The sequence below is a fragment of the Kitasatospora sp. NPDC028961 genome, from assembly GCF_055564815.1.
The window spans coordinates 209,877-236,831 of record NZ_JBVHVO010000009.1 but is presented as its reverse complement, the minus strand read 5'-3'; the positions used below and the strand labels follow the sequence as shown (position 1 = coordinate 236,831).

General features: G+C 73.9%; 16 protein-coding genes. 7 read left to right on the top strand and 9 right to left on the bottom strand.

The annotated features are described in order from the left end of the window. Positions 1 to 40 precede the first annotated feature (40 nt). Positions 41 to 4,009 (bottom strand): beta-N-acetylglucosaminidase domain-containing protein, encoded by a 3,969-nt coding sequence (locus tag ACZ4UX_RS19215; protein ID WP_465707492.1) that lies wholly within the window; start codon positions 4,007 to 4,009, stop codon positions 41 to 43. 357 nt (positions 4,010 to 4,366) lie between these two features. Between ACZ4UX_RS19215 and malQ the strand changes: the two genes are divergently transcribed. Together malQ and ACZ4UX_RS19205 are read left to right on the top strand one after the other, a co-directional pair. Further along, on the top strand, positions 4,367 to 6,466 hold the full coding sequence (gene malQ, locus ACZ4UX_RS19210) for a 4-alpha-glucanotransferase (protein WP_465707533.1): 2,100 nt from the start codon (positions 4,367 to 4,369) through the stop codon (positions 6,464 to 6,466). Between the two features lie 10 nt (positions 6,467 to 6,476). Beyond that, positions 6,477 to 6,707, top strand: a complete 231-nt coding sequence (locus tag ACZ4UX_RS19205) for a hypothetical protein (protein WP_380391966.1) — start codon at positions 6,477 to 6,479, stop codon at positions 6,705 to 6,707. Between the two features lie 113 nt (positions 6,708 to 6,820). Here ACZ4UX_RS19205 and pepN read toward each other — a convergent pair whose 3' ends face one another. Both pepN and ACZ4UX_RS19195 read right to left on the bottom strand, forming a co-directional pair. After that, positions 6,821 to 9,412 (bottom strand): aminopeptidase N, encoded by a 2,592-nt coding sequence (gene pepN, locus ACZ4UX_RS19200; protein ID WP_465707491.1) that lies wholly within the window; start codon positions 9,410 to 9,412, stop codon positions 6,821 to 6,823. A gap of 155 nt (positions 9,413 to 9,567) precedes the next feature. Then, positions 9,568 to 11,262, bottom strand: a complete 1,695-nt coding sequence (locus ACZ4UX_RS19195; protein WP_465707490.1) for an outer membrane protein assembly factor BamB family protein — start codon at positions 11,260 to 11,262, stop codon at positions 9,568 to 9,570. 511 nt (positions 11,263 to 11,773) lie between these two features. Here ACZ4UX_RS19195 and ACZ4UX_RS19190 point away from each other — a divergent pair. The 3 genes from ACZ4UX_RS19190 (at position 11,774) to ACZ4UX_RS19180 (ending at position 16,798) form a co-directional block, all read left to right on the top strand. Then, on the top strand, positions 11,774 to 12,976 hold the full coding sequence (locus ACZ4UX_RS19190; protein ID WP_329489976.1) for an ROK family transcriptional regulator: 1,203 nt from the start codon (positions 11,774 to 11,776) through the stop codon (positions 12,974 to 12,976). 279 nt (positions 12,977 to 13,255) lie between these two features. After that, the gene (gene dxs, locus ACZ4UX_RS19185) at positions 13,256 to 15,160 is read left to right on the top strand and encodes a 1-deoxy-D-xylulose-5-phosphate synthase (protein WP_465707489.1); all 1,905 of its coding nucleotides are present in this window, start codon (positions 13,256 to 13,258) and stop codon (positions 15,158 to 15,160) included. A gap of 123 nt (positions 15,161 to 15,283) precedes the next feature. Continuing rightward, positions 15,284 to 16,798, top strand: a complete 1,515-nt coding sequence (locus ACZ4UX_RS19180; protein WP_352288085.1) for an ArnT family glycosyltransferase — start codon at positions 15,284 to 15,286, stop codon at positions 16,796 to 16,798. Positions 16,799 to 16,943: 145 nt separating this feature from the next. On the opposite strand, the gene ACZ4UX_RS19175 is transcribed toward ACZ4UX_RS19180, so the two are convergent. The 5 genes from ACZ4UX_RS19175 to ACZ4UX_RS19155 all read right to left on the bottom strand — a co-directional run bounded on the left by ACZ4UX_RS19175 (position 16,944) and on the right by ACZ4UX_RS19155 (position 23,804). Then, positions 16,944 to 19,073: a 3-hydroxyacyl-CoA dehydrogenase NAD-binding domain-containing protein gene (locus tag ACZ4UX_RS19175; protein WP_465707488.1), complete on the bottom strand. Its 2,130-nt coding sequence runs from the start codon at positions 19,071 to 19,073 to the stop codon at positions 16,944 to 16,946. 2 nt (positions 19,074 to 19,075) lie between these two features. Beyond that, entirely contained in the window at positions 19,076 to 20,293 is a 1,218-nt protein-coding gene (locus ACZ4UX_RS19170; RefSeq protein ID WP_329489980.1) for a thiolase family protein, read from the bottom strand. A 305-nt stretch (positions 20,294 to 20,598) separates the two neighbouring features. After that, complete coding sequence (locus tag ACZ4UX_RS19165) at positions 20,599 to 21,846, bottom strand: ribonuclease D (protein ID WP_352288091.1); 1,248 nt, start codon at positions 21,844 to 21,846, stop codon at positions 20,599 to 20,601. A gap of 236 nt (positions 21,847 to 22,082) precedes the next feature. Next, entirely contained in the window at positions 22,083 to 22,808 is a 726-nt protein-coding gene (locus ACZ4UX_RS19160) for a response regulator transcription factor (RefSeq protein WP_329489982.1), read from the bottom strand. Positions 22,809 to 23,141: 333 nt separating this feature from the next. Further along, positions 23,142 to 23,804 (bottom strand): DUF3000 domain-containing protein, encoded by a 663-nt coding sequence (locus ACZ4UX_RS19155; RefSeq protein ID WP_329489983.1) that lies wholly within the window; start codon positions 23,802 to 23,804, stop codon positions 23,142 to 23,144. A 145-nt stretch (positions 23,805 to 23,949) separates the two neighbouring features. On the opposite strand from ACZ4UX_RS19155, the gene hemE reads away from it, so the two are divergent. Beyond that, positions 23,950 to 25,065, top strand: coding sequence for a uroporphyrinogen decarboxylase (hemE, locus tag ACZ4UX_RS19150; protein WP_380392239.1), 1,116 nt, complete (start codon positions 23,950 to 23,952; stop codon positions 25,063 to 25,065). 49 nt (positions 25,066 to 25,114) lie between these two features. On the opposite strand, the gene ACZ4UX_RS19145 is transcribed toward hemE, so the two are convergent. After that, on the bottom strand, positions 25,115 to 26,158 hold the full coding sequence (locus ACZ4UX_RS19145; RefSeq protein ID WP_465707487.1) for a DUF4349 domain-containing protein: 1,044 nt from the start codon (positions 26,156 to 26,158) through the stop codon (positions 25,115 to 25,117). A gap of 202 nt (positions 26,159 to 26,360) precedes the next feature. On the opposite strand from ACZ4UX_RS19145, the gene ACZ4UX_RS19140 reads away from it, so the two are divergent. Next, entirely contained in the window at positions 26,361 to 26,948 is a 588-nt protein-coding gene (locus tag ACZ4UX_RS19140; protein WP_465707486.1) for a Uma2 family endonuclease, read from the top strand. Positions 26,949 to 26,955 lie beyond the last annotated feature (7 nt).

Below are 26,955 nucleotides of genomic sequence, written 5' to 3'. Positions count from 1 at the left end.
GCGACCTCCGGGCCCGCCCGGCCCGGCACGGCGGGATCCGCTACGGCTTCTGCGAGGGCGATCCGGACGGCGTCACCGGTGCGGTGGTCGCGGGCGGGGCGGCCGGCACCGCGGGCGTGGCCGGTACCGCCGGGGTGCCCGGTGTCGTGGCCGGCTGCCCGGCCGTCGCCGGGTCGGTGACGGCGTACAGCTCCACGCCCCAGAGCGAGTAGCCGTACTTGGTCGCCCGGGCGACGCCCTGGACCCGCAGGAACTTCGCGTCCGGCGCGTCGAACCGCACCGTCTCGTTGCCGCCCTTGCCGTCGTCGACCGTCGCCACCGTCGTCCAGGAGACGCCGTCCGCCGAGGCCTGGATCTTGTACGACGAGGCGTACGCGGCCTGCCAGTGCAGCACCGCCGAGCCCAGGTGGGCGGCCTTCGGCAGCTCCAGCTGGACCCAGGCGTCGTCCTTGGCGGGGGAGGACCAGCGGCTCTTCGGGTCGCCGTCGGCCACCGCCGAGGCGGGGAAGGCCGAGGTCTCGTCGGCCGAGGAGGCGGCCTTCGCGGTACCGGCGAGGTCCGGGCCGCCGGTCGGCGGCACCACGTGCACCTGCAGCACCTGCCGCACGGTGGTCGAGCCGGTCACGAACTGCACCGGCACCTGGTAGGTGCCGGACGGCGTCCCCGGCGCGGCGCTGATCAGCAGCGGCACGCCCACCCGGCCGCCGCGCGGCACGCTCACCCCGGAGGCCGGCGCCACGGTCAGGCCCTTGGCCACGGCCGGCACCTCGGTGCGCAGCTCGCCGACCGCGCCCTCCGGCCGGCCCGCCTCGATCATCGCGCGGGCCTGCACCGGCGCGGCCGCGCCGGTCACCACGTCCAGCGCGGCGTCGGCCAGGCTCAGCCGGGCGGCCGGGGCGTCCGCGTACCAGGGGATCACCTGGTTGACGACCGGCGGCTCCCCGCCGGGCTTCCAGGCCAGCCGGAAGGCGTCCGCGCTCTGGCCGCCGGCCGGCAGCTCGTTGTAGCCGGGCTGCACGGTGCCGATCTCCGCCCAGCTGCCGTCGGCGCGCCGCACCGAGACGGTGGCCGAGGCCCGCACGGTCGGGTCGGTGAGGACGGTCAGCCGGTCCAGCGGCCGGGCCGCGCCCAGCTCGACGGTGAGCGGCTCGTCGGCGGCGGTCGGCGCGGTGGCCGCCCGGTAGGCGGTGTCCGGGTTGCCGTCCAGCACGGCGCCGGCCGAGGCGCCGGGCAGCGCGGCCGGGCCGCCGGTGACGCTGGCCGGGGCCTCGTCCGGCGCGGTCACGGTGAACTCGCGGACCGCGACGGCGGTCTTCTGGGCGGCGGTGGCCCGCAGCCGCACCCCGCGCACGACCGCCCCGCCGGGCAGCTGGGCGGTGACGCTCTTCTGGTTCCTCACCTGGGCGAGCTGCTTCCAGCCGCCCTCGCCGGTGGAGTACTCCAGCACCCCGTCGTGGATGTAGTCGTCCAGCGCGTTCTGGCCGTCCGGGCCGCTGCCCCAGGAGCCCATCAGCACGGTGACGCTGCCGACCGGGCGGCCGCCGCCGAGGTCGAGGCCCACCGAGTCGCCGGGCTGCGGCGGCGCCGAGCTCCAGTAGAAGGTGTCGGCCACGCCGTCGGTCATCAGCGCCGGCAGGTGGTCGTGCGCGGTGCCCAGGGTGGTGGTCGGGGCGGCCCCGCCGCCGACCACGCCGGCCCAGTTGTCGGCGGCCCGCACGGCGCGCTCCAGGAACGGGCCGAGCACGCCCGCCCCGACCGTCGCCGGGCTCTGGGCGAGCTGCTCGCGCAGCTTGTTGAGCTCCACCCGGGCCCGCCAGGCCGCCGCGCCGTCGCCGCCGCGCTGGGCCAGCAGCATGTCCAGCGCCGCCTGGCCGGCCAGGCCGTAGTCGCGCAGCGGGGCCAGCCAGGGGCCGGCCTCGGCGGCCAGCGGGGCGGTGGCCGGGGTGGCGCTCAGGGTCTGCTGGGCGCCCGCCATCGCGGCGAAGGACTCCCGCAACGGGGCCGCCGCCTCTATCAGCCGGGCGAGGTCGGGCGCCGCGCCGGCGTTCGGCTCGGCGGTCGCCCAGAACCGCTCCAGCAGCGGGTTGAGGTAGCCGGACTCATCCTTGGACAGCGGCGAGGAGGAGCTGTTGCCGGCCAGCGCGGTGACGGAGGCCAGGACCGCCCCGGCCGGGGCGGCGGTGGCGCCGGCCGGGCCCGCCAGCGAGCGCAGCGCGGCCTGCCAGGAGTCCTCCGGCTTGTACCCGCCCGGGTTCCAGGCGAAGTCCCCGGCGGTCGCCAGGGCGATCCGCGAGGCCACCGGCTGCTCCATCGCACCGGTCAGCATGACGGCCGACCGGGTGGCGACCTCGGCGTCCCGGCCGGTGTAGGCGCCGAGGAAGAGCCGGTCCGGGTTGGCGTCGTTCACCGGGTAGTTGTCCATGGTGACCAGCGGGCGCCCGTACAGCTCGGCGGTCTCGGCGGCCTGAGCGCCCGTGATCTTCTCCGGGATCACCCCGACACCGCTCCAGGCCACCTGCACGCCCGCCGGCAGCGCCGCCGCCAGCGCCTTGCGGTACGGCGTGGAGCCCTGCTGGTGGTACTCGGTCGGCACCACGGACAGCGGCGCCAGCCCCGGGTGCTTCGCGATCAGCCGGTCCTGCACCTTGGCCGCCAGCTCGGCCTGCGCCTTGGCGGCGGCGGCCGGACCGGTGCCGTACTTGGAGCGGTCGTCGCCGCAGTGCCACTCGTCGTAGGAGACGTCCAGGAACTGCAGCTGGAAGGCGGTGAAGCCGAGCGCCCGCAGCCCGTCCAGCTTGGCGACCAGCGCGTCCGCGTCCTTGGCCGAGCTGTAGCAGAACGACTGCCCCGGGTCGATCGCGTAGCCGGCCGTCACGTGGTTCGCGCCGGCTCGGGCGGTCAGCGCCTTGAGGTCCTCGGCCCGGGCCGCCGGGTAGGCGTCGCGCCAGCGGGAGAGCCGGTACGGGTCGTCACCGGGGGCGTAGAGGTAGAAGTTCTGCTTGGAGCGGCCCAGGAAGTCCAGTTGGTCGAGGCGCTGCTGCTGGCTCCACGGGGTGCCGTAGAACGCCTCCGCGGTACCGCGCACCGGTGCGCCGGACGGCCAGTCGCGCAGTGTGATCCCGGGCAGCCCGAGGCCGGCCGCGCCCGGCGCCTGCCCCTGTCCGGGCGGTACGGCGGCCAGCAGCTGGCGCATGCTCTGCGCCGCGTAGAAGGTGCCCGCCTGGTCGGCCCCGGCCAGCACCACCACGCCGTACGTCCCGCCGCCCGGGGCCGGCAGCTGGCCGGCCGAGAGCACGTACCCGCCGGCCGGCATCCCCGCCGTGGAGGGCGCACCGCCGTCCTTGCCGCCGGCCGCCGCGGTCAGTTCGCGCAGCGCCCGGTCGACCTCGCCGCCGGCCTCCTCGGCCGGTCCGCCGACGTAGACCACCAGCGATCCGGCGGCCGGCGTCCCGGCCTCCGCCTGCGGCGTCACCGTGGTGGCCCCGGCCACGCCCAGCACCTCGCGCACGGTGTCCACCGCGCCGTGGTCCGCCTTCGCCGAGGTCACCAGCGTCACCGCGGCGGGCACCGTGACCGGCCTGCCGGCCACGCTCTGCTCCTGCGGCCGCGGGAAGACCTGAGGGTTGCTCACACTGCCCAGCGGCGTCTGCGCCGCGGTGCTCACCACGTCCGGCCCGGGGCTGTAGGCGTACGCGGCCGGGCCGCTCACCAGCAGCCCGCCGACCACGGCCGCGGCCGAGAGCGTCGCCGCCACCTGCAGCGTCCGCCGCCGGCTCGGCGTCCAGGCCCGGGCCCGCTCGGCCCGCACCGACGCCAGCAGCGGCTCCGTGCCCTTGAGATCCGCGATCAGCCGGTCCGCCGTCCGGGGCGCCAGCTGACGGCACGTCCGCGCCGTCGCCCGCCGCGCCGCGAGCGCCGCCGGGTGCTGCAACACGTCCCGCAGCGCCGGACTCTGCTCCAGCTGCTGCCTCAACCGCCGCCCCGCGGCGACGGACACTCGGGCTTGCACAGGAGCCTCCTCGCCAGGCATCGACCACAACGCGCCAAAGCCCACCAGTTGGCCATGCCGGTGTCAACGTCACCGACGGGTATGCCAAGTTTGTCCTTTTTGTACTTTCATCACCCTCCTTCGCGGAACCCCGGCCCGCGCGCGATCGCGGGCGCCCCCGCCGGCTGTCCGAGCCCGCCGCGCGGGCCCGGATGACGCACCGTCGGCGGGCGTCCCCGGCCCGGCCCGTGTGTCGCACCGGGTGACCGGGGTGTCACGCGGGTAGGACTGTGGCTGTTCTGACCGGGCGTTGCCGAGACATCGCAGGAGCCGCGAGTGGCCGCTTATCTCGACCGTGACGGAGCCGACGGCCTGGAGGTGCCCGCGCAGGACGCGCCGCCGCCTCCCGCCGAGCTGGTCGCGCTGGCGCAGGCGTACGGGGTGGACACGGCTCTCCAGCCGTCGGCGCGGACACTGGTGGCGGTGCTGGCCGCGCTGGGCGTGGAGGCGGGCACGCCGGAGGCGGCCCGGGCGGCACTGGAGCGCCACCGGGCCGGGCAGCGGGCGCGGTCGCTGCCGCCCTGCGTGGTGGTGCGGGCCGGGCGGCGGACGGCGCTGGACGCGCCGGCGGACGCCCGGCTCAGCGTCGAGCTGGAGGACGGCGGCGTCTGGGAGCTGCCGCGCGGGCACTCCCACTGGCTGCCCGCCGACCTGCCGCTCGGGCGGCACCGGCTCAGCGCGGTGACCGACGGCACGCGCCAGGACGCCCACCTGATCGTCGCCCCGGAGCGGCTGCCGCAACTCCCCGGCCGCGGCTGGGGCTTCCTCGCGCAGCTCTACTCCGTGCTCTCCGACCGCTCCTGGGGCATGGGCGACCTCGCCGACCTCGCCGAACTCACCCAGTGGGCCGGGAGCCTCGGCGCGGGCTTCGTGCAGATCAACCCGCTGCACGCGGGGCTGCCGGGCACCCCCTCCGACCCGTCCCCCTACCGGCCCTCCTCGCGCCGCTTCGCCGACCCCGTCCACCTGCGGGTCGAGGCGGTGCCCGAGTACGCGTACCTGACGGGCGAGCAGCGGGCCGAGGCCGAGGAGCTGGGCCGGCGCGCCGCCCGGCTGCGTGCCGAGGTGCTGGGCCACGACGGCCTGATCGACCGGGACGCCGTCTGGGCGCTGAAGCGCCGCGCCCTGGAGCTGCTGCACGAGGTGGAGCGCGGCGCGGGCGCCCGGGCCGCCTACGAGGCCTTCCGGCGGCGGGAGGGCGAGTGGCTGGAGCGGTACGCGCTCTGGAACGCCCTCGCCGAGGTGCACGGCGCCGACTGGCACGCCTGGCCGAAGGGGCTGCGCCATCCGGACAGCCCGCACGTCGTCCTCGCCGCCGAGGAGCTCGCGGACCGCGTCGAGTTCCACCGCTGGCTCGCCTGGCAGGTCGACCGGCAGCTCGCCGCGGCCCAGCAGGCCGCGCGCACCGCCGGCATGGCCGTCGGACTGATCCACGACCTCGCCGTCGGCGTCCACCCCGACGGCGCCGACGCCTGGGCGCTCCAGTACGCGCTGGGCGGCGGCATCTCGGTCGGCGCCCCGCCGGACGCCTTCAACGCCCACGGCCAGGACTGGGGCCTGCCGCCCTGGCGCCCGGACGCCCTGGCCGCCTCCGGCTACGCCCCGTACGCGGAGCTGCTGCGCTCGGCGGCCCGGCACGCGGGGGCGATCCGGATCGACCACGTGATGGGCCTGTTCCGGCTCTGGTGGGTGCCGGCCGGCCACCCGCCGACCGAGGGCGCCTACGTCCACTACGACGCCGAGGCGATGCTGGGCGTGCTGGCCCTGGAGGCGTACCGGGCCGGCACGGCGGTGATCGGCGAGGACCTCGGCACCGTGGAGCCGGGCGTCCGCGAGGAGCTGGCGGCGCGCGGCGTCCTGGGCACCTCGGTGCTCTGGTTCGAGCGGGACTGGCAGGCCGAGGGCGAGATCCTGCCCCCGGAGCGCTGGCGGCCGGGCAGCCTGGCCACCCTGACCACCCACGACCTCCCGAGCACCGCCGCCCGGCTGACCGGCGAGCACGTGGAGCTGCGCCACCGGCTCGGCCTGCTCGCCAGGTCGCTCGACGAGGAGCAGGCGCAGGCGGCGGCCGAGCTGGCCGAGTGGCGGGCCGAGCTGACCCGGCTGGGCCTGCTGGCCGAGGGCGAGGAGCTCTCGGCGGCGGCGCTGTACCGCTTCCTGCGGGCCACCCCGGCCGAGCTGGTCGGCCTCTGGCTGCCCGACCTGGTGGGGGACCCGCGCCCGCAGAACCTGCCCGGCACCTGGGACCAGTACCCCAATTGGCGGCTGCCGGTCGCGGACGGCTCCGGCCGCCCGGTGACGCTGGACGAGCTGGCCGCCGCCCCGGCCGCACAGGCCTTGACCGGCGTTCTGCGGGCCGCCGGCGGGCAGGCCCGAAAGGCCGACCCCGCCGAGCGCGGCGACGTAAGCGGCGGGTAAGTTGAGCAGCGTGGACAAGAGGAACGCTTTGCGAGCCGGCGCGGTCACCGCAACGGTCACGCTGATGATGCTGCTGTCGTCGCCCGCCATGGCCCTCTCCCGGGACGACGGCGACGACCCGGGTAGCGGCCTGAGCGTCGCCCAGACCCTCGGCCTGTACGTGCTGCTGCCGATCGTGGCCTTCGTGGTCATCGCCGGCCTCGCCGGGCTGCCGTACGGCAGCAAGGACAAGAAGAAGTAACCGAGGGCTTCCACCCGAGCCTGGTACAACGCCCGAGGGGGCGCCGGACATCGTCCGGCGCCCCCTCGGGCGTCAGTGGGGTCCCGGGGCTCGGCCCCGGGACCCCGACCGGCTCAGTGCCCCAGCGCCCGGGCGCCCGCCGCCCGGTCGGCGGCCTGCGCCTTGATGGCGCGCTCGACCCCGGCGCGCTGCTCGATCACCCGGCGACGCAGCGCCGGCGCCGGCTCGGCCGTGCTCAGCCAGGCGTCGGTGGCGTCCAGCGTGGCCTGCTCGACCTGCAGCGACGGGTACAGCCCCACGATGATCAGCATCGCGATCTCGTGGCTGCGGCTCTCCCAGATGCCCTTGAGCGCCGCGAAGTACTTCGCGCCGTAGGGCGCCAGCAGCTCGCGCTGGTCGGCCTGCTGGAAGCCGGCGATCACCGCGTCCTGGACGTAGTTGGTGAGCTTGTCCGACTCCATCACCGAGGCCCAGGCCGCGGCCTTGGCCTCGGTGGTCGGCACGGCGGCCCGGCAGCTGGCGGCGTGCTCCTGGCCGGCCGCGGTGTTGTCGCGGGCCAGCTCGGCCGCGATGGCGGCCTCGTCGGCGCGGCCGGTGGCGGCCAGCCGGCCGAGCAGCGTCCAGCGCAGCTCGGTGTCCACGGCCAGGCCCTTGATCTCGACCGAGCCGTCCAGCAGCGCGGCGAGCAGGTCCAGCTGCCCCTCGCTGCGGGCGACGGCGGCCAGCGCGCGGGCCCAGGCCAGCTGGTGGTCGCTGCCGGGCTGGGCGGCGCGCAGCTGCTCCTCGGCGGCCTCGGCCCAGCGGGCGAGACCCTGCTCGCTCCACGCCGGGTCGGTGTAGGCGTCGAGGGCGAGCTTGACCTGGCGGTGCACCGACTGGACGACGCCGATGTCGGACTCCCGGCGGAGGCCGGAGACGGCCAGCTCCAGGTAGTCGCGGGCGGCCATCTCGCCGTCGCGGGTCATGTCCCAGGCGGAGGCCCAGCACAGGGCGCGCGGCAGCGAGTCGGTGAAGCCGCCGAGGTGCTCGGTGACGACGGCCAGCGAGTCCTCGTCCAGGCGGACCTTGGCGTAGGAGAGGTCGTCGTCGTTGAGCAGGATGACGGCCGGGCGGTGCCGGCCGACCAGCTCGGGGACCTCGGTGCGCGGACCGTCGACGTCCAGCTCGATCCGGTCGGTGCGCACCAGCGCGCCGTCGGCCAGCTCGTAGAGGCCGATGGCGATCCGGTGCGGGCGCAGGACGGCCTCGCCCTTGGCGCCGGCCGGCAGCGCGGGGGCCTCCTGCAGCACGGCGAAGGACTCGATCTCGCCGTCGGTGTTGAGGGTGAGGGCCGGGCGCAGCACGTTGATGCCGGCCGTCTCCAGCCACGCCTTGGACCAGGCCTTGAGGTCGCGCCCGCTGGCCTCCTCCAGTGCGCCGAGCAGGTCGGCCAGGCGGGTGTTGCCCCAGGCGTGCCGCTTGAAGTAGGCCTGCACGCCCTGGAAGAAGGCGTCCTGGCCGACGTACGCCACCAGCTGCTTGAGGACCGAGGCGCCCTTGGCGTAGGTGATGCCGTCGAAGTTGACCTGGACGTCCTCCAGGTCGTTGATGTCGGCCATGATCGGGTGGGTGGACGGCAGCTGGTCCTGCCGGTACGCCCAGGTCTTCATCTGGTTGGCGAAGGTGGTCCAGGAGTGCGGCCACTTCGAACCGGGGGCCTCGGCCTGGCAGACGGCCTCGGCGAAGGTCGCGAACGACTCGTTCAGCCAGAGGTCGTTCCACCACTCCATGGTGACGAGGTCGCCGAACCACATGTGGGCGAGCTCGTGCAGGATGGTCGCGGCCCGCGCCTCGTACGCGGCGTCGGTCACCTTGGAGCGGAACACGTACTGGTCCCGCAGGGTGACGGCGCCCGCGTTCTCCATCGCGCCGGCGTTGAACTCCGGGACGAACAGCTGGTCGTACTTGGCGAACGGGTAGGGGAAGTCGAACTTCTCCTGGAAGTAGTCGAAGCCCTGCTTGGTGACCTCGAAGATCGCCTCGGCGTCCAGGAACTCACGCAGCGACGGGCGGCAGTACACACCCAGCGGGACCTTCTGGTCGCCGTTCTCGTAGCTGTCGAAGACCCCGACGTACGGGCCGGCGACCAGTGCCGTGATGTAGGAGGAGATCCGGCCGGTGGGCTCGAACGTCCAGACCTGGCTGTCGCCCTCGCCGACCGGGGTCGGGGTGGGCGAGTTGGAGACCACGACCCAGCCGGTGGGCGCGGTCACCGTGAAGGCGAACGTGGCCTTGAGGTCGGGCTGCTCGAAGGTGGCGAAGACGCGGCGGGCGTCCGGCACCTCGAACTGGGTGTACAGGTAGGTCTCGTCGTCGACCGGGTCGACGAACCGGTGCAGGCCCTCACCGGTGTTGGTGTAGGCGCAGTCGGCGACGATCCGCAGCTCGTTCTCGGCGGCCAGGTTCGGCAGCGTGATCCGGCTGTCGGAGAAGTTGGCGTTGTCGAGCCGCTCGCCGTTGAGGGTGATCTCCTCGACGCTCGGCGCCACGAGGTCGATGAAGGAGGACGCGCCGGGGGTGTTGGCGCTGAACCGGACCACGGTGGTGGACCGGAAGGTGCCTCCCTCCCGGGCCGAGCTCAGGTCGAGCTCGATGTCGTACGCGTCCACGTGCAGGAGGTCGGCCCGGGTACGGGCCTCCTCACGGGTGAGGTTGGTGCCGGGCACTCGCAGGACTCCTTCGTCAGGCTGATGCTTCGCATCCTCCCATGCCCGGCGCGCGGCGCCCGGGGAAATGTTCGAGGGCGGGGCGGAACAGGCGGGTTGGCCTGTTCCGCCCCGCCCTCGACCGGGTCGGGCACCGGGGCACTACGCCCCCGGCGTCACTTCTTCGCGTACTTGACCACGGGCGCGTCCGAGCCCGCGCTGCGGGCGAAACCGAACAGCGAACCGTCCGACTGCAGCACGTACTCGGTGGTGCTGGAGCCGATGAAGTCGGAGTTCTTCTGGCTGGCGATGGTGCCGAGTTCGGTCACCGCGCCGTCGGCCGGCGCGAGCGTGACGATCTTGGCGCCCTTGCCGTAGCCCATGTCCAGCACGGCCCGGACCTTGCCGTCCTTGTCGGTGCCGGAGACCAGCCGGATGCCGTCGTTGGTGCCGCCGGTGGACGACCAGAGCCGCTTGCCGGTCGTCAGGTCGTAGGCGTTGACGGCGGGCTTGCTCGGGTTGGTCTGGACGTACAGCGTGGTGCCGCTGACGACGTTCTGGGTGAACGCGTCCGCCTGGCCGGAGAGCCGCAGGCTGTCCGCCCCGGGCTCCTTGACCGACATCGGGGTCATCGGCTTGTTGCTCTTGTCGAACGGCAGGATGTAGTCGCCGTTCGGACCGCTGGTCACCAGCAGCACCAGCGGCTGGTCCGAGACGACCTTGTCGATGCGCTCGATGCTGCCGGTGAACGGGACCGGCGCGGGGCTGGTGGTCTTGCCGGTGTCGGTGTCGACCAGCACTAGCTGCGACTTGGGGTTGGCGTTGGAGCCGTAGCAGCGGTCGCTCACCGCGATCTGGGTGCCGGCGACCTTGCCGTAGACGTTGCAGTCCTTGTCACGGGGCTGGAACTGCCAGACCGGCGAGCCGTCGGCGATGTTCACCGCGCCGGCCACGTTGCCGCCGATGCCGATGACCTTCTCGGTGACGGTCAGGGTGGGCGAGGACATCCGCTCGGTGCTGACCTTGGCCGACCAGAGCAGCTTGCCGGTGCTGATGTCGACCGCGCCGACGGTGGAGCAGTCGCTGTCACCGGTGTTGAGCGCGACGGCGGCGATGTGCTTCGCGTTCACCCCGTACGAGACGGCGCAGAACTCCTTGCTGCCGGCCGGCGGCGCGAGCGTCCACAGCTCCTTGCCGTCGGCCGAGTTGAGTGCGCGGATGCCGTAGCTGTCGGCGCGCACCACGGCCTTGTCGGCGCCCCAGATGCCGAGCAGCTGCGAGCCGCTGGCCGCGTTGGCCGGCTTGGCGGCGGTCCAGGCGAGGCTGTAGGAGCCCGCCTTGCCGCCGCTGCCGCCGCCGGTGCCCGCGGAGGGGTCGGTGGTCGAGCTGTCGGTGGTGCCGCCCGTGCTGCTGGTGCCGCCGTCCGCCGACGGGGTGTCCGGGTCCTTCTTGTTCTCGGTGAACAGCACGACCAGACCGGCGACGATGGCGATCGCCAGCACACCGCCGATGATGCCGCCCCAGACCATCACCGGGTTGCGCCGCTTGGGCGGCGCCGGCACCGGCGCGCCGGGGAAGGCGTACCCGGGCTGCTGCTGCGGGTAGCCGTAGCCGGCTCCGCCGTCGGCCGGCGGCGGGGCGGTGTAGCCGTACTGCTGGCCGGCGTTGGGGGCCGGGAACGGGGGCTGGGCCGGGTTGTACGGGCCGGCCGGTGCGGCGCCGGGCGGCGGCGGGGCGCCCTGGGCGGGGAAGGCGGCGGCGGTGGGCGCGTAGGCGTACTCGCTGCCCGGGGCCGGCGGCTGCCCGGGTGCGGTGCCCGGCGCGGCCGGTCCGCCCTGCCCGGGGACCGGAGCCCCGTCGAGCTGTGTCATCTGGTTCGCCACGGCGGCCGGGTCCACGCCTCCCGGCGTGCGGCCGAGCGAGACGCCCCGATTGTCCTGCGGCCCGGTACCGGGTGTGTCGCCTGCCCCCGGCGTAGGGTGATCCCCTGCCATCTGATGCCCCGTCATGTCTGGAAGCGTCCCCCGGCCGGTCACGTCCGTGGCCGGTGGGACGGGTGAGAATGGGCACCATGGTACGGGTGGGCGGTTTTCGGCCGGTCGCAGGAGCCCGGCAGGCCGCGCGTCGCGGCTCTGAGCTGGGGCCCCGTCCCCGGCGCCCGGCCCCCCGGCGGTACACCGCCCGGCGCCCGGTGGCACACCGACCGGCGCCGTGCGAGGCCCCCGAAGCAGTCCACCGGGACCACCTTCCCCGCCCCTCCCCCACCCCTTCCCCACCCCGCCCCCGCGGTAGCCGCGCCACCCGACGCCGTCAGGCCCTAGGCTTCAGGAGTTGAAGGGATCGCCCGGCGGAGGGGTTCCCTCGCCCTTGGAAGGGTGGATCATGGCGACGGACACACCGGGTTCGCAGTCCTCACTGCACCGGGCCAACCTGGAGCGGGTGCTGCGCGCGGTACGGATGGCCGGCTCGCTGACCCAGGCCGAGATCGCCCGCGCCACCGGCCTCTCGGCGGCGACCGTGTCCAACATCGTCCGGGAGCTCAAGGAGAGCGGCACCGTCGTGGTCGCCGACACCTCCTCCGGCGGCCGCCGCGCCCGCAGCGTCTCGCTCAGCGGCGACGCCGGCATCGTGGTGGGGATCGATTTCGGCCACACCCACCTCCGGGTCGCCGTCGGCAACCTCGCGCACCGGGTGCTCGCCGAGGAGAGCGAGCCGATCGACGTCGACGTCTCCGCGGCCCAGGGCTTCGACCGCGCCGAGGCGCTGGTGGACCGGCTGCTCCAGGAGGCCGGCTTCCGCCCGGACAAGGTGATCGGCGTCGGCCTCGGCGTCCCCGGCCCGATCGACGTGGAGACCGGCGCGCTGGGCTCCACCGCGATCCTGCCCGGCTGGACGGGCATCGCCCCCGGCCGGGAGCTGGCCGAGCGGCTCGGCATGCCGGTGCACGTGGACAACGACGCCAACCTGGGCGCGCTCGGCGAACTCGTCTGGGGCGCCGGCCGCGGTCTGAGCGACCTCGCCTACATCAAGGTGGCCAGCGGCGTCGGCGCGGGACTGGTGGTCAACGGGCAGATCTACCGCGGCCCGGGCGGCACCGCCGGTGAGATAGGGCACATCACGCTGGACGAGGCCGGCCCGGTCTGCCGCTGCGGCAACCGCGGCTGCCTGGAGACCTTCGTCGGCTCCCGCTACCTGCTCGGCCTGCTCTCCTCCACGCTCGGCCAGGACCTGAGCGTGCCCCGGGTGGTCGAGCTGGCCCACCAGGGCGACCTCGGCTGCCGCCGGGTGATCGCCGACGCCGGCCGGCAGATCGGCACCGGTGTCGCCACCCTCTGCAACCTGCTCAACCCGCGCCGGGTGATCCTCGGCGGGGACCTCGCCGACGCCGGTGAGCTGGTGCTCGGCCCGATCCGCGACTCGGTGGCCCGTTATGCCATCCCCAGCGCGGCCCGCCAGCTCTCGGTCGTCCCGGGCACCCTGGGCGGCCGCGCCGAGGTGCTCGGCGCGCTCGCCCTGGTGATGAGCGAGATGGACGACTCCAGCCCGATCGGGCGGTCCGTACAGGCGTCCGTCGCCCGGCCGTGAGTGCCGGCCGGTCCGCGGCGGTCCGACCGTCCGTGTCCGGCGCCGACCGGGTCTGCCGCCCTTCGACCGTCCGTGCCCGCCCCCGGACCCTCCGTGGCCGCGGCGCGCCGTGAACGGCGAGTACGGGCCGCCGGCACCGGGCACCCCGCTCGGTGTCCGGTAGGCGGACATTAGACTCGACCGGTCGGCGCACCGCCGAGACCGATCGGCGCGACGGCACACGGGCAGCGAGGCCCGTCGGACCGCCCGCGGTCCGCGACTTTGAACGAGGAGGAACGGGTGGCCCTGCTGACCCGCATTCGGGGACCGCGCGATCTCGACCGGCTCACGCCCGGACAGCTGGCCGCGCTGGCCCAGGAGATCCGGACCTTCCTGGTGACGGAGGTCTCCAAGACGGGCGGCCACCTCGGGCCCAACCTCGGCGTCGTGGAGCTGACCGTCGCGCTGCACCGGGTCTTCGACTCGCCGCGCGACCGCATCCTCTTCGACACCGGCCACCAGAGCTACGTCCACAAGCTGCTCACCGGCCGCCAGGACTTCTCCCGGCTGCGGATGAAGGACGGCCTCTCCGGCTACCCCTCCCGCGCCGAGTCCGAGCACGACGTCATCGAGAACTCGCACGCCTCGACCGTGCTCTCCTACGCCGACGGCCTGGCCAAGGCCAACCAGCTCCAGGGGAAGAAGGACCCGGTCGTCGCCGTGATCGGCGACGGCGCCCTCACCGGCGGCATGGCCTGGGAGGCGCTCAACAACATCGCCGACTCCAAGGACCGCCCGCTGGTCATCGTCGTCAACGACAACGAGCGGTCCTACTCCCCGACCATCGGCGGGATGGCGAACCACCTGGCCACGCTGCGCACCACCCAGGGCTACGAGCGCTTCCTCTCCTGGGGCAAGGACGCCCTGCAGCGCACCCCGGTGGTCGGCCAGCAGCTCTTCGAGACGCTGCACGGCGCCAAGAAGGGCCTCAAGGACTTCATCGCCCCGCAGGGCATGTTCGAGGACCTCGGCCTCAAGTACATCGGCCCGATCGACGGCCACGACCTCACCGCCCTGGAGTCCGCGCTCACCAAGGCGCGCGGCTTCGGCGGCCCGGTGATCGTGCACTGCCTCACCGAGAAGGGCCGTGGCTACCACGCCGCCGAGAACAACGAGGAGGACCGCTTCCACGCGGTCGGCGTGATCCACCCGGAGACCGGCCTGCCGATCAAGAGCGCCGGCAAGGACTGGACGTCCGTCTTCGGCGAGGAGATGGTCGCGCTCGGCCGCGAGCGCGAGGACATCGTCGGCATCACCGCCGCGATGCTCCACCCGGTCGGCCTGGCCCCGTTCGCCAAGGCCTTCCCGGACCGGATCTTCGACGTCGGCATCGCCGAGCAGCACGCCGTGACCAGCGCGGCCGGCATGGCCACCAACGGCCTGCACCCGGTGTTCGCGGTCTACGCGACCTTCCTCAACCGGGCCTTCGACCAGGTCCTGATGGATGTGGCGCTGCACCGGCTGGGCGTCACCTTCGTGCTGGACCGGGCCGGTGTCACCGGCACCGACGGCGCCTCCCACAACGGCATGTGGGACATGTCGATCCTCCAGGTCGTCCCCGGTCTGCGGCTCGCCGCCCCGCGCGACGCCGACCAGCTGCGCGCCCAGCTGCGCGAGGCCGTGGAGGTGGAGGACGCCCCGACCGTGGTCCGCTACTCCAAGGGCACGGTCGGCCCGGCCGTCCCCGCGGTCGGCCGGATCGGCGGCATGGACGTGCTGCGCGCCCCCGAGGCCCCGGCCGAGGAGCGCCGCGCCGACGTGCTGATCGTCTCGGTCGGCGCGATGGCCGCGACGAGCCTGGAGGTCGCCGACCTGCTGGCGGCCGAGGGCGTCACCGCCACCGTGGTGGACCCGCGCTGGGTCAAGCCGGTGGACCGCGCCCTGCCGGGCCTGGCCGCCGAGCACCGCGTGGTCGTCACGATCGAGGACAACGGCCGCGTCGGCGGTGTGGGCGCCGCCGTGGCGCAGGCGCTGCGCGACGCCGAGGTGGACGTCCCGGTGCGCGACTTCGGCATCCCGCAGGAGTTCCTGGACCACGCCTCGCGGCCCGAGATCCTCGCCGAGATCGGTCTCACCGCCCCGGACATCGCCCGCAAGGTGACGGCCCTGGTCTCCCGGCTGGACGTGGCGGCCGTCCGGGCCTGAGCCGCCCGGTCCGCGGCCGTTTGCCACAACTGGGCAACAGTTCGTCGCAAGACAGGCTGATAATCGCACCGAAAGGCGGGACCGGCGCTGCCCGCGCCGATCCCGCCCGGTAGGTTGTCATCCGTGCCGACCCCCACCCGCCCCCGCCTCGTCGGGCTTGCCGAGCGCCTGCCCGACCGCGTCCGCCAGGGTTACTGGACGAGGCTGGTGCCGGTGCTGGCCCTGGTCGCGCTCGCCACCCACATCCCCTCCTTCGTCCGGCCGGTCTGGAGCCCCGACGAGGGGTTCCTGGCCACCCAGGCCCGGATGCTGGCGGACGGCGGCGTCCTCTACGACACCGTGGTCGACCGCAAGCCGCCGCTGCTGCCCTGGCTCTACCAGGCCTGCTTCGCCGTCTTCGGCTCCGCCTCGCTCTGGCCGCTGCGCACCCTGGCGGTGGTCGCCCACCTGGTCACCGCGATCCTGCTGGCCTCGATCGCCCGCGGCCGCTGGGGCAACCGGGCGGGCGCCGGGGCGGGTCTGCTCTACCTGCTGGTCTCCATCGGGCTCTCCCCGGAGGACACCCAGGCGGCGACCTTCGAGGTCTTCATGCTGCCCGCCATGGTGGCCGCCTTCCGGTACGCCGAGCGCCGCCGCTGGCTGGCCGCCGGCATCGCGGTGGCACTCTGCTCGCTGACCAAGCAGACCGGCGGCGCCGTCCTGCTGCCGGTGCTCTGGATGCTGTTCCAGGACGCCCGCCGGCGCGGGGTCCGCTGGCCGCCCGCCCTGTTCAAGATCGGATTCGGCTTCACCCTGCCGATAGCGCTGGTCGCGGTGATCCTCACCAAACCCAAGGGCTTCCTGTTCTGGGTGGTCACCGGCAGCGGGGACTACGCCTCGGTGGGCGGCGCCTGGCTGCAGATGGCCGGCCGCGCGCTGGGCAACTCGGCGATCCTGGTCGGCGCCGGCCTGGGCTTCCTGCTGCCGGTCGGCCGCCGGCTCTGGCTGAAGCACCGCCACCGCCCGCTGCCGGTCGCCGGGGAGGAGCACGGCTCCACCACCGACCTCTGGGTCTGGCTGCTCTCCTCGGTGGTCGCGGTCAGCGTCGGGTTCCACTTCTTCGGCCACTACTACCTGCAGCTGATGCCCCCGCTGGTGCTGCTGGGCACCGGCGCGGTCGCCACCTCGGCGATCCGCTGGAAACCGGTCCTGGTGTACACCACGGCCGCCGCGACGGTGTTCTGGGGCCTCGCGCTGGCCTGGCCGGGGGAGCGGCTCACCCGGACCACCGAGGTGGCCACCGCGGTCGCCGCGCAGAGCAAGCCGCAGGACACCGTGCTGGTCTGGGGCATGCACCCGGAGCTGTACTGGCTGGCCGACCGCAAGCCGGCCACCCGCTACCTGACCGCGGGCTTCCTGACCAACTTCAGCGGCGGCAAGGACGGCAACGCCAACGTCGGCGAGCAGTTCAGCGTCAGCAACGCCTGGCAGACCTTCGACCGGGAGATCGCCAAGGGCCTGCCCGAGATCGTCGTGGACGACTCCGGCCTGGCGCCCTACCAGCCCGGCATGATCCCGAAGATCGAGAACCTGCTGGACACCCACTACGAGATGGTCGGCGTCTTCGCCGACACCGTGGTCTACCGCCTCAAGCGCTGACCGCGCCCGGCGCGTGACAGGGCCCTCGGGCCCCTGTCACCCGGGCCCCCGGCCCCGCCGAGAGCGCCCACCCCCCGCCACGACGCGCAGGAGCCCCGGTGACCCTGAGGTCACCGGGGCTCCCGCGTCGTACGGGGCCTACGCCTCAGGCGGGCACCGAGGCCACGCCGGGGGCGAGGAACCGCTTGCCGTTCACCCGCTCCGAGACGCCCTCACGGTCCAGGTACGGGGTGATCCCGCCCAGGTGGAAGGGCCAGCCGGCGCCGGTGATCATGCAGAGGTCGATGTCCTGCGCCTCGGCGACGACACCCTCCTCCAGCATCAGGCCGATCTCCTGCGCGACGGCCTCCAGAGCGCGGTTCAGCACCTGCTCCTCGGTCAGCAAGGTGTCGCCGAAGGTGAGCAGCTCCAGCACCTCGGGGTCGAGCACCTGCTTGCCGTCGACCCAGGTGTAGAAGCCGCGCTTGCCGGCCTTGACCACCCGGCCGAGGTTCTCGGAGACGGTGAACCGCTCCGGGAAGGCGCCGCGCAGCGTCTCCGAGACGTGCAGCGCGATGGCCGGGCCGACCAGCTCCAGCAGCACGATCGGGGACATCGGCAGGCCGAGCGGCTCGACGCCCTTCTCGACCGTGGCGATCGGGGTGCCCTCGTCGATGATGTCCTGGATCTCGCCCATGAAGCGGGTCAGGATCCGGTTCACCACGAACGCCGGGGCGTCCTTGACCAGCACCGAGGTCTTCTTCAGCTTCTTCGAGACGCCGAAGGCGGTGGCGAGCGCGGCGTCGTCGGTCTGCTCGCCGCGGACGATCTCCAGCAGCGGCAGGATCGCGACGGGGTTGAAGAAGTGGAAGCCGACGACCCGCTCGGGGTGCTTCAGCTTCGAGGCCATCTCGGTGACCGAGAGGGAGGAGGTGTTGGTCGCCAGCACGCAGGTCGGCGAGACCACGTTCTCCAGGTCCGCGAAGACGTTCTGCTTGACGCCCATCTCCTCGAACACGGCCTCGATCACGAAGTCCGCGTCGGCGAAGCCGGCGGCCTTGTCGAGCGAGCCGGTGACCAGGCCCTTGAGCCGGTTGGCCTTGTCCTGGCCGATCCGGCCCTTGCCGAGCAGCTTGTCGATCTCGGCGTGGACGTAGCCGACGCCCTTGTCGATGCGCTCCTGGTCGATGTCGGTGAGGACCACCGGCACCTCCATCCGGCGGGCGAACAGCAGCGCCAGCTGCGAGGCCATCAGACCGGCGCCCACGACGCCGACCTTGGTGACCGGGCGGGCCAGCGACTTGTCCGGCGCACCGAACGGACGCTTCGCCCGGCGCTGCACCAGGTTGAAGGCGTAGATGCCGCTGCGCAGCTCGCCGCTCATGATGAGGTCGGCCAGCGCCGCGTCCTCGGCGTCGAAGCCGGCCTGCAGGTCGGCGTCCTTGACCTGCTGGATGATGTCCAGCGCCTTGTAGGCGGCCGGGGCCGCGCCGTGCACCTTGGAGTCGGCGACCAGCCGGCCCCAGGCGACGGCGTCGTCCCAGGCCTTGCCGCGGTCGATCGCCTCGCGCTCGACCACGACGTCGCCGGTGAGCACCTTGGCGGCCCAGAGCAGCGACTGCTCCAGGAAGTCGGCCGGCTCGAAGATCGCGTCGGCGATCCCCAGCTCGAACACGTCCTTGCCCTTGAGCTGCTTGTTCTGGCTCATCGAGTTCTCGATGATGACCTTGATCGCCTTCGAGGGGCCGATCAGGTTCGGCAGGATGGTGCAGCCGCCCCAGCCGGGGACGAGGCCCAGGAAGACCTCCGGCAGCGAGAACGCCGGGACGCCCGCGCTGACGGTGCGGTAGGTGGCGTGCAGGCCGACCTCGACGCCGCCGCCCATCGCCGCGCCGTTGTAGAAGGCGAAGGAGGGGACGGGCAGCGCGGCGATCCGCTTGAAGACCTCGTGGCCGCCCTTGCCGATGGCCAGCGCGTCCGCGTGCTCCTTGAGGATCTCGACGCCCTTGAGGTCGGCGCCGACCGCGAAGATGAACGGCTTGCCGGTGATCGCGACACCGACGATCGTGCCCGCGGCGGCCTCGGCCTCGACCTGGTCCAGCGCGGTGGACAGCTTCAGCAGCGAGCCCGGGCCGAAGGTGGTCGGCTTGGTGTGGTCGAAGCCGTTGTCCAGGGTGATCAGGGCCAGCCGGCCGGCCTGCAGCGGCAGGTCCAGGTGGCGGACGTGCGCGGTCGTGACGACCTCGCCGGGGAACAGCTCGGCGCCCTGCTGCAGCAGCTCAGTCGTGGTGCTCATGGTCACTTACCACCCTCGAAGTGCGGGTTCTCCCAGATGATGGTGCCGCCCATGCCGAAGCCGATGCACATCGTGGTGAGGCCGTAACGGACGTCCGGGCGCTGCTCGAAGCGGCGGGCCAGCTGGTTCATCAGGCGCACGCCCGAGGAGGCCAGCGGGTGGCCGAAGGCGATCGCACCGCCGAACGGGTTGACCCGCTCGTCGTCGTCCGCGATGCCGTAGTGGTCCAGGAAGGCCAGCACCTGGACGGCGAAGGCCTCGTTGACCTCGAAGGCCTGGATGTCGTCGATGGTCAGACCGGCCTTGGCCAGCGCCTTCTCGGTGGCCGGCACCGGGCCGATGCCCATCACCTCGGGCTCGACGCCCGCGAAGGCGAACGAGACCAGGCGCATCTTGACCGGCAGGCCGAGCTCCTCGGCGACGTCCTCGGCGGCCAGCAGCGACGCGGTGGCGCCGTCGTTCAGACCGGCCGAGTTGCCCGCGGTGATGTTGCCGTGCGGGCGGAACGGGGTCTTCAGACCCGCCAGCGACTCCATCGTCGTGCCCGGGCGCATCGGCTCGTCCGTGGTCGACAGGCCCCAGCCGGTCTCGCCGACCTCGGGGTTGGAGTTGCGGACCGAGATCGGCACCAGGTCGGGCTGGATGTCGCCGTTGGCGTACGCCTTGGCGGCCTTCTCCTGCGAGCGCACGGCGTAGGCGTCGCAGCGCTCCTTGGTGATGTGCGGGAACCGGTCGTGCAGGTTCTCCGCGGTCATCCCCATGAACAGGGCGGACTCGTCGACGAGCTTCTCGGACACGAAGCGCGGGTTCGGGTCGACGCCCTCGCCCATCGGGTGACGGCCCATGTGCTCGACGCCGCCGGCCACGACCACGTCGTACGCGCCGAAGGCGATGCCGCCGGCGGTCGTGGTCACGGCGGTCAGCGCGCCCGCACACATGCGGTCGATGGCGTAACCGGGAACGGACTTCGGCAGGCCGGACAGCAGGGCCGCGGTGCGGCCGATGGTCAGACCCTGGTCGCCGATCTGCGTGGTGGCCGCGATGGCGACCTCGTCGATCCGCTCGACGGGCAGGTTCGGGTTACGGCGCACGAGCTCCCGGATGCACTTGACGACGAGGTCGTCGGCGCGCGTCTCGTGGTAGATGCCCTTCGGGCCGGCCTTGCCGAACGGGGTGCGGACGCCATCGACGAAGACGACGTCCCTCGCGGTACGAGGCACGGGGGCTCTCCTCCCAGGGACCAACAGGTTGAGGTGGGCAGGCTGCCGCCGTCCGTCGCACGGGGGCACGTGAGCGGCGCTGCTTCACCGTCATGCTACCCGCCGGTAACCAACCTGCCCAGGCCCGACGGCCGGTTCACCCCGTGTGTCCCCCGACACGTCCTCCCGGCGGAGCCCGGCAGCGGTGGCGCCGGGGCGCGCGGGCGGCCGCCCGGACACGACGGAGGGGATGCCGTCGCACGACGGCATCCCCTCCGCCGCGGCAGCGTTCCGCCGCTGCCACGGTCTCCGGTCCGGCCCGCGGGCTACTCCGGCTCGACCTCCGCGGCCTTGACGAAGGCCGCGGCCACGACCGGTGCCACCAGGTCGACCTGCCACTGCCGGGCGCCCAGCCGGCGCAGCGCGGCGGCCACGCCGACCGCGCTCGGGTCGGCCGGCGGCTCCCAGGAGACCCGGCGGACGAGGTCCGGCGTGATCAGGTTCTCGGCCGGCAGGTTGCGCGCCTCGGCCAGCTCGCTCACCGCGGCCCGGGCCCCGGACAGCCGGGCGGCCGCGACCGGGTCCTTCTCGGCCCAGGCGCGCGGCGGCGGCGGGCCGTCGTGCGGGGCGGCGGCCGGCGGCAGCTGGTTCTCCGGGACCTCCCGGCCCCGCTGGACGGCGGCCAGCCACTGCTCCAGCTGGCGGCGGTGGACCCGGGGCCCGAAGCCCTGGACGGCCTGCAGGGCGGCGATGTTCAGCGGCATGGCCAGCGCGGCGTTGACGATCGCGGCGTCCGAGAGCACCCGGCCGGGCGAGACGTCGCGCTCCTGCGCCAGCCGGTCCCGGGTCAGCCAGAGCTCGCGCACCACGGCGAGCTGGCGGCGCCGGCGGACCTTGTGCAGCTGCGAGGTGCGGCGCCAGGGGTCGGTGCGCGGGGCCGGGCGGGGTGCGGCGGCGATCGCCGCGAACTCCTCCAGCGCCCAGCCGAGCTTGCCCTGGGCGTCCAGCTCCTGTTCGAGTGCGTCCCGCAGCTCGACCAGCACCTCGACGTCCAGAGCGGCGTAGCGCAGCCACGGCTCCGGCAGCGGGCGGGTGGACCAGTCGACGGCGGAGTGCTCCTTGGCCAGGCTCAGCCCGAGCACGCTCTCGGTCATCGGTCCGAGGCCGACCCGGGCGAAGCCGGCGATCCGTCCGGCCAGCTCGGTGTCGAAGAGCCGCTGCGGCCGCATCCCGACCTCGGCCAGGCAGGGCAGGTCCTGGGTGGCGGCGTGCACCACCCATTCGGTGTCCGCGAGGGCGGCGCCGAGCCCGCTGAGGTCGGGGCAGGCGATCGGGTCGATCAGTGCGGTGCCGGCGCCCGCGCGGCGCAGCTGGATGAGGTACGCCCGTTGGCCGTAGCGGTAGCCGGAGGCTCGCTCGGCGTCCACGGCGACCGGTCCGGTGCCCGCTGCGAAGGCGGCGACGGTGGCGGCCAGCGCCTCCTCGTCCGCCACGACTGGCGGGATCCCCTCCTTCGGTTCGAGGAGCGGGACCGGGGCTGCTTCTTCTTGGGTGGCTGCTACGGCGTCGGTCACTCACCAAGGGTACGACGGACCTCGGGGCCAGGAGTGTTGTCGGACTGGTCAGACCGGGTTCGTGACTATGCCACCGGGCGGCCTGCGCCGTCCCCGCTCCCGAGGTCCGGGACCGGGGGCGGTCCGGAGCGGCGGCGGGGGGTCGCGGTGACGCCGCCGCGGGGCCGTCCGGACGCCGCTGCGGCGGTCCTGGAGGAAACGTTCCTCCAGGACCGCCGCAGCGGCCCACCGATCGCTCAGTGGATGATGCCGGTGCGCAGCGCGACGGCGACCATCCCGGCCCGGTCACCGGTGCCCAGCTTGCGGGCGATCCGGGCCAGGTGGCTCTTCACGGTGAGCGCGGACAGGCCCATCGCGACGCCGATGGCCTTGTTGGACTGGCCCTCGGCGACCAGCCGCAGCACCTCGACCTCACGGCCGGAGAGCTCGCGGTAGGCGGACTGCTGGGTACCCGGCGCGCCCGGCGCACCGGGAGCTCCGGGGGCGCCCGGCGCACCGGCGGCACCGGGCATCCCCGGCATGCCGGGGCGGCGCATCCGGCCGGCCAGACCACCCGCGCCGAGCGGCAGGCCGGGGCGACCCGGCATGGCCACGTTGGTGCGGGTACCGGTGACCACGTAGCCCTTGACGCCGCCGGCCAGCGCACTGCGGACCGCGCCGATGTCGTCGGCGGCGGAGAGCGCGAGGCCGTTGGGCCAGCCCGCGGCGCGGGTCTCGGCCAGGATGGTCAGCCCGGAGCCGTCCGGGAGGTGGACGTCGGCGACGCAGATGTCGCGTGGGGTGGAGACCCGGGGGCGGGCCTCGGCGATCGAGGACACCTCGATCACGTCTCGGACGCCGAGCGCCCAGAGGTGGCGGGTGACGGTGTTTCGGACACGGGGGTCAGCGATGACCACCATGGCGGTGGGCTTGGTCGGCCGGTAGGCGACCACGTTTGCGGGGTGCTCAAGAAGGACCGACACCAGGCCTCCTGCGGGGAGTGGCGGACGGAACCCCGATGGGGCGGTCGGAGTGTTCCGCGTTTGGAAAGGGTCACAGTCTGCTTCGGCAGCTACCGTGCCCGGCTTTAGCGAAAGATCACGATCTAGTGAGTAACAATACGGACAAATCGCGCAGGTGACTGATACGACATGCCTGGAATTCGTACAAAATCGATCAGAGTCGGCATGAATCGGTCACGTCAGGCATCACGTCAGGCCGGACAAATTGCCGCAGAGCGGGTCCGAAGCCACACTCCGTCAGCCCTGGGGGTGGCGCTGGGTCCGGTACCGCCGCCGGTGGCCGCGGACCACCCGTCAGTGCGAGCGCGGGCGCCGGCGGGCGGGCATCGGGACCACCCCACCGAGTGACGGCACGTCGACGGCCGGCTGCGGCGCGGGCGCGACCGGGGGCAGACCGGCGCTGATGCAGAGCAGGTCCCCCCAGGCGGCCAGGTGCCGCTCGAAGCGGCCGTCGGCCGGCGTCCAGGAGGCCCGGATCTCGATCTCGGTGGACGACTCGCGGTCCGCCAGGGCGCCGAAGTACTGCGAGGCGCACCTGGTCACCGTCCCGGACGGCTCCGCGTACCCGGCGCCGTGCGCCTGCAGCGCGTCCATCAGCCAGGCCCAGCCGACCTCGGAGAGCATCGGATCGCCGGCCATCTCCGGCTCCAGCTCGGCCCGGGTCATGGTCACCACGCGGAAGTCCCCGTTCCAGGCCTCCTGCCCGGCCGGGTCGTACAGCAGCACCAGCCGGCCGTCGGCCAGCTCGTCGCCGTCCACCTCCACCGAGGCGGTCAGGGCGAACGCGTGGGGGGCGAGCCGGCGCGGCGCCGGGGCGGGGGAGAGTTCGAGCTCGGGGCGCAGCCGCGCCGCCGTCAGAGCCTCGACCGCGGCCCGGAACTCGCTCGGCGCCGCCTCCCGACCCGTTCCGCCACCTGTTCCGCCACCCTGTGCGGGGTGCCCGCCGACCGCTGCCATGCCCCGAAGACTAGGTCGAAGGCCGGGGTAATCGCCGCAACTTCTGCCCGCGCGGCGTGCCGGGACGGCAAACCGACCAGATCTTGGAGGAACCGACGAGCCCGGGCGGGGAGCCGGGTCCGGGGCGCGTGCGAAGATTTGAACCGTGAGCGAGACAACGGCAGACACCACGGCAGTCACTCAGGCAGGCACCCCCACCGGTCAGCAGCCCTCCGTGCGACGCGGCGCCGCGCACGACTCCGCGTTCCTGCGGGCCTGCCGGCACGAGCCGGTGCCCCACACCCCGGTGTGGTTCATGCGCCAGGCCGGCCGCTCGCTGCCCGAGTACCTGAAGGTCCGCGAGGGCATCCCGATGCTGGACTCCTGCATGCGGCCCGAGCTGGTCAAGGAGATCACCCTGCAGCCGGTCCGCCGGCACAAGGTCGACGCGGCGATCTTCTTCAGCGACATCGTGGTGCCGCTCAAGGCCGTCGGCATCGACGTCGACATCAAGCCCGGCATCGGCCCGGTGATCGCCGACCCGATCCGCACCGCCGAGGACCTCAAGCGGCTGCGCCCGCTGGAGCCGGACGACGTCCCCTACATCACCGAGGCGGTCGGCCTGCTCGTCGACGAGCTCGGCGGCACCCCGCTGATCGGCTTCGCCGGCGCGCCCTACACCCTCGCCAGCTACCTGATCGAGGGCGGGCCGTCCAAGAACCACGAGAACACCAAGGCCATGATGTACGGGCAGCCCGAGCTGTGGGCCGCCCTGCTCGACCGGCTGGCCGACATCACCTCCGCCTTCCTGAAGGTGCAGATCGAGGCCGGCGCCTCCGCCGTGCAGCTCTTCGACTCCTGGGTGGGCGCGCTCGCCCCCGACGACTACCGCCGCTCGGTGATGCCGTCCAGCACCAAGGTCTTCGACGCGGTCGCCGGGTACGGCGTGCCGCGGATCCACTTCGGCGTCGGCACCGGTGAGCTGCTCGGTCTGATGGGCCAGGCCGGCGCGGACATCGTCGGCGTGGACTGGCGGGTGCCGCTGAACGTCGCCGCCGAGCGGGTCGGCCCCGGCAAGGGGCTCCAGGGCAACCTGGACCCGGCCGTCCTCTTCGCGCCCACCAAGGCGGTCGAGACCAAGGCCCGCGAGGTGCTGCACGCCGCCCAGGCGCTCGGTACCAGCGGCCACATCTTCAACCTCGGCCACGGCGTGCTGCCCAGCATGGACCCGGACGCGCTCAGCCGGCTGGTCGCCTTCGTGCACGAGGCCAGCGCGCGCTGACCGACCGCGTGGCGGGTCCCCGGGTGTCGGGGGCCCGCCACCGTCGTGCTCAGGCCTCCCGCCGCTGCGCCTCCTCCTCGTTCGCGGCCTCCCCGCTCTGCCCGCCGTGCCCGCTCTCCCCGCTTTCCCCGCGCCGCGGCGGCTCGGTGGGCTTCGGCGGCAGCGCGGGCGTCCGGCGCCGCCGGACCAGCCGGAGCACCGCCACCACCGGCACGAGCACCAGCAGGAACGGCGCCGCCGCCGCGACCGCGACCGCCAGTGCGCGCACGATCGCGACCAGGACGTCCCAGCCGCTGCCGAGGCCCGAGCCGACCGAGTGCCAGAAGCCGTCCTTCTTCGCCGGGGCGGCCTCCCCGTCCGGTGCCCTGGTCTCCGTCCTCTGCCGCACGTCCAGCGTGACCGTGGAGAGCGACGTCTTCGCCGACAGCTCCTTCAGCTGCTTCTGCAGCGACTCCAGATCCGCCTCGCGGCGGCTCAACTCGCCCTCCAGGCTGGTGATCTCGGCCAGCGTCTTCGCCTGCGCCATCAGCGCCCGGACCCGGTCGACGCTCGCCTGCTGGGTCTGCACCCGGCTGCCGACGTCGGCGACCTGCTGGGTCAGGTCGTCCGCCTGGCTGCGGCGGGACAGCACCTCGCCCAGCCCGGCCAGCTGGTCCAGGGTCTGCTGGAACGCCGCCGACGGCACCTTCAGCGTCAGCTGACCGCTCTGCGGTCCGGCCACGCCGTCGGCGGGCTGCCCGCCGCTACCGGTCACCGTCTCGCTCGCCACGTACCCGCCGGCGGCCAGCGCCAGCTCGCGCGCCCGCGCCAGCGCGGCGTCCGCCCTGGCCACCCGTACCGACAGCTGCGCGCTGTACGCGATCTGCCGGGTGTCCACCACCGGCACCGCGGCCGACGCCCCGGCGGCGGCGCCCGGAGCGGGCGCGGCCTTCGGCGCCGCCGACGCGGCCACGCCCGGGCCCGCCGCATCGCCCGCCGGGGCCGCGGCCGACCTCTCCCTCGCCCCGCCACCGTCCGCGCCGCACCCACCGGCCAGCACCGCCACCACGGCCACCGCCGCCAGTGCCCCCGCTCCGCGCCGTCCTCGTCCCACGACCGACCCCTCCCAGTCCACGGTTGCGGCGCCGCGTCCTCCGGCGCCCGGACCATTCGACGGCCGCCGCCCGCGATCGGACCCGCCCCGGAGGTCGCAGCTCGATCACGACTCGGCCGTACGCCGGTCAAGGGCCCGGCCCGCAGTCGCTCGTTCGGGTGAGCGGAGGGCCGCGGGCCGCCTCCGCCGCTAGCGTGGCCCCATGGGTGAGCTGCCGGACCGGACGGACGCGCCCCGCGCGGAGGGGTGGTTCGCCGAGGACCTCGACCACCTGTCCTGGGCGCCGCGCCACACCGAGCTGATCGACGGAACACTGGTCTTCAGGACGCGGCCGCAGCGCTCCTGGCACAGCCGGGTCGTCACCGTCCTGACCGGAGCGCTGGAGGCGCTCGTGCCGGACGGGGTCATCGTGGAGCGCGAAATGACGGTCAAGCTGGACCGACGCAACCGTCCGGAGCCGGATCTGCTGGCCGTCAGCGCGGAGTTCGACCCTGACCGCACCTGGTTCGCCCCGGAGCAGGTGTCGCTCGTCGTCGAGGTCGTCTCGCCCGAGTCGGCCCATCGGGACCGCGTGGTCAAGGTCCGCAAGTACGCCGAGGCCGGGATCCCCCACTACTGGGTGGTCGAGGAGGAGAACGGCCTGCCGGTGGTGCACGTCTTCGAGCTCGAAGCCAGTACCTCCTCCTACGCGCCGGCGGGAATCTTCCGGGGGCGGTTGCGGCGGCCGGTGCCGTTCGCCGTCGATCTCGACCTCGACGGTCTCGTGCCTGTCCGGAAGCGGGCGGATTGAGGCATTG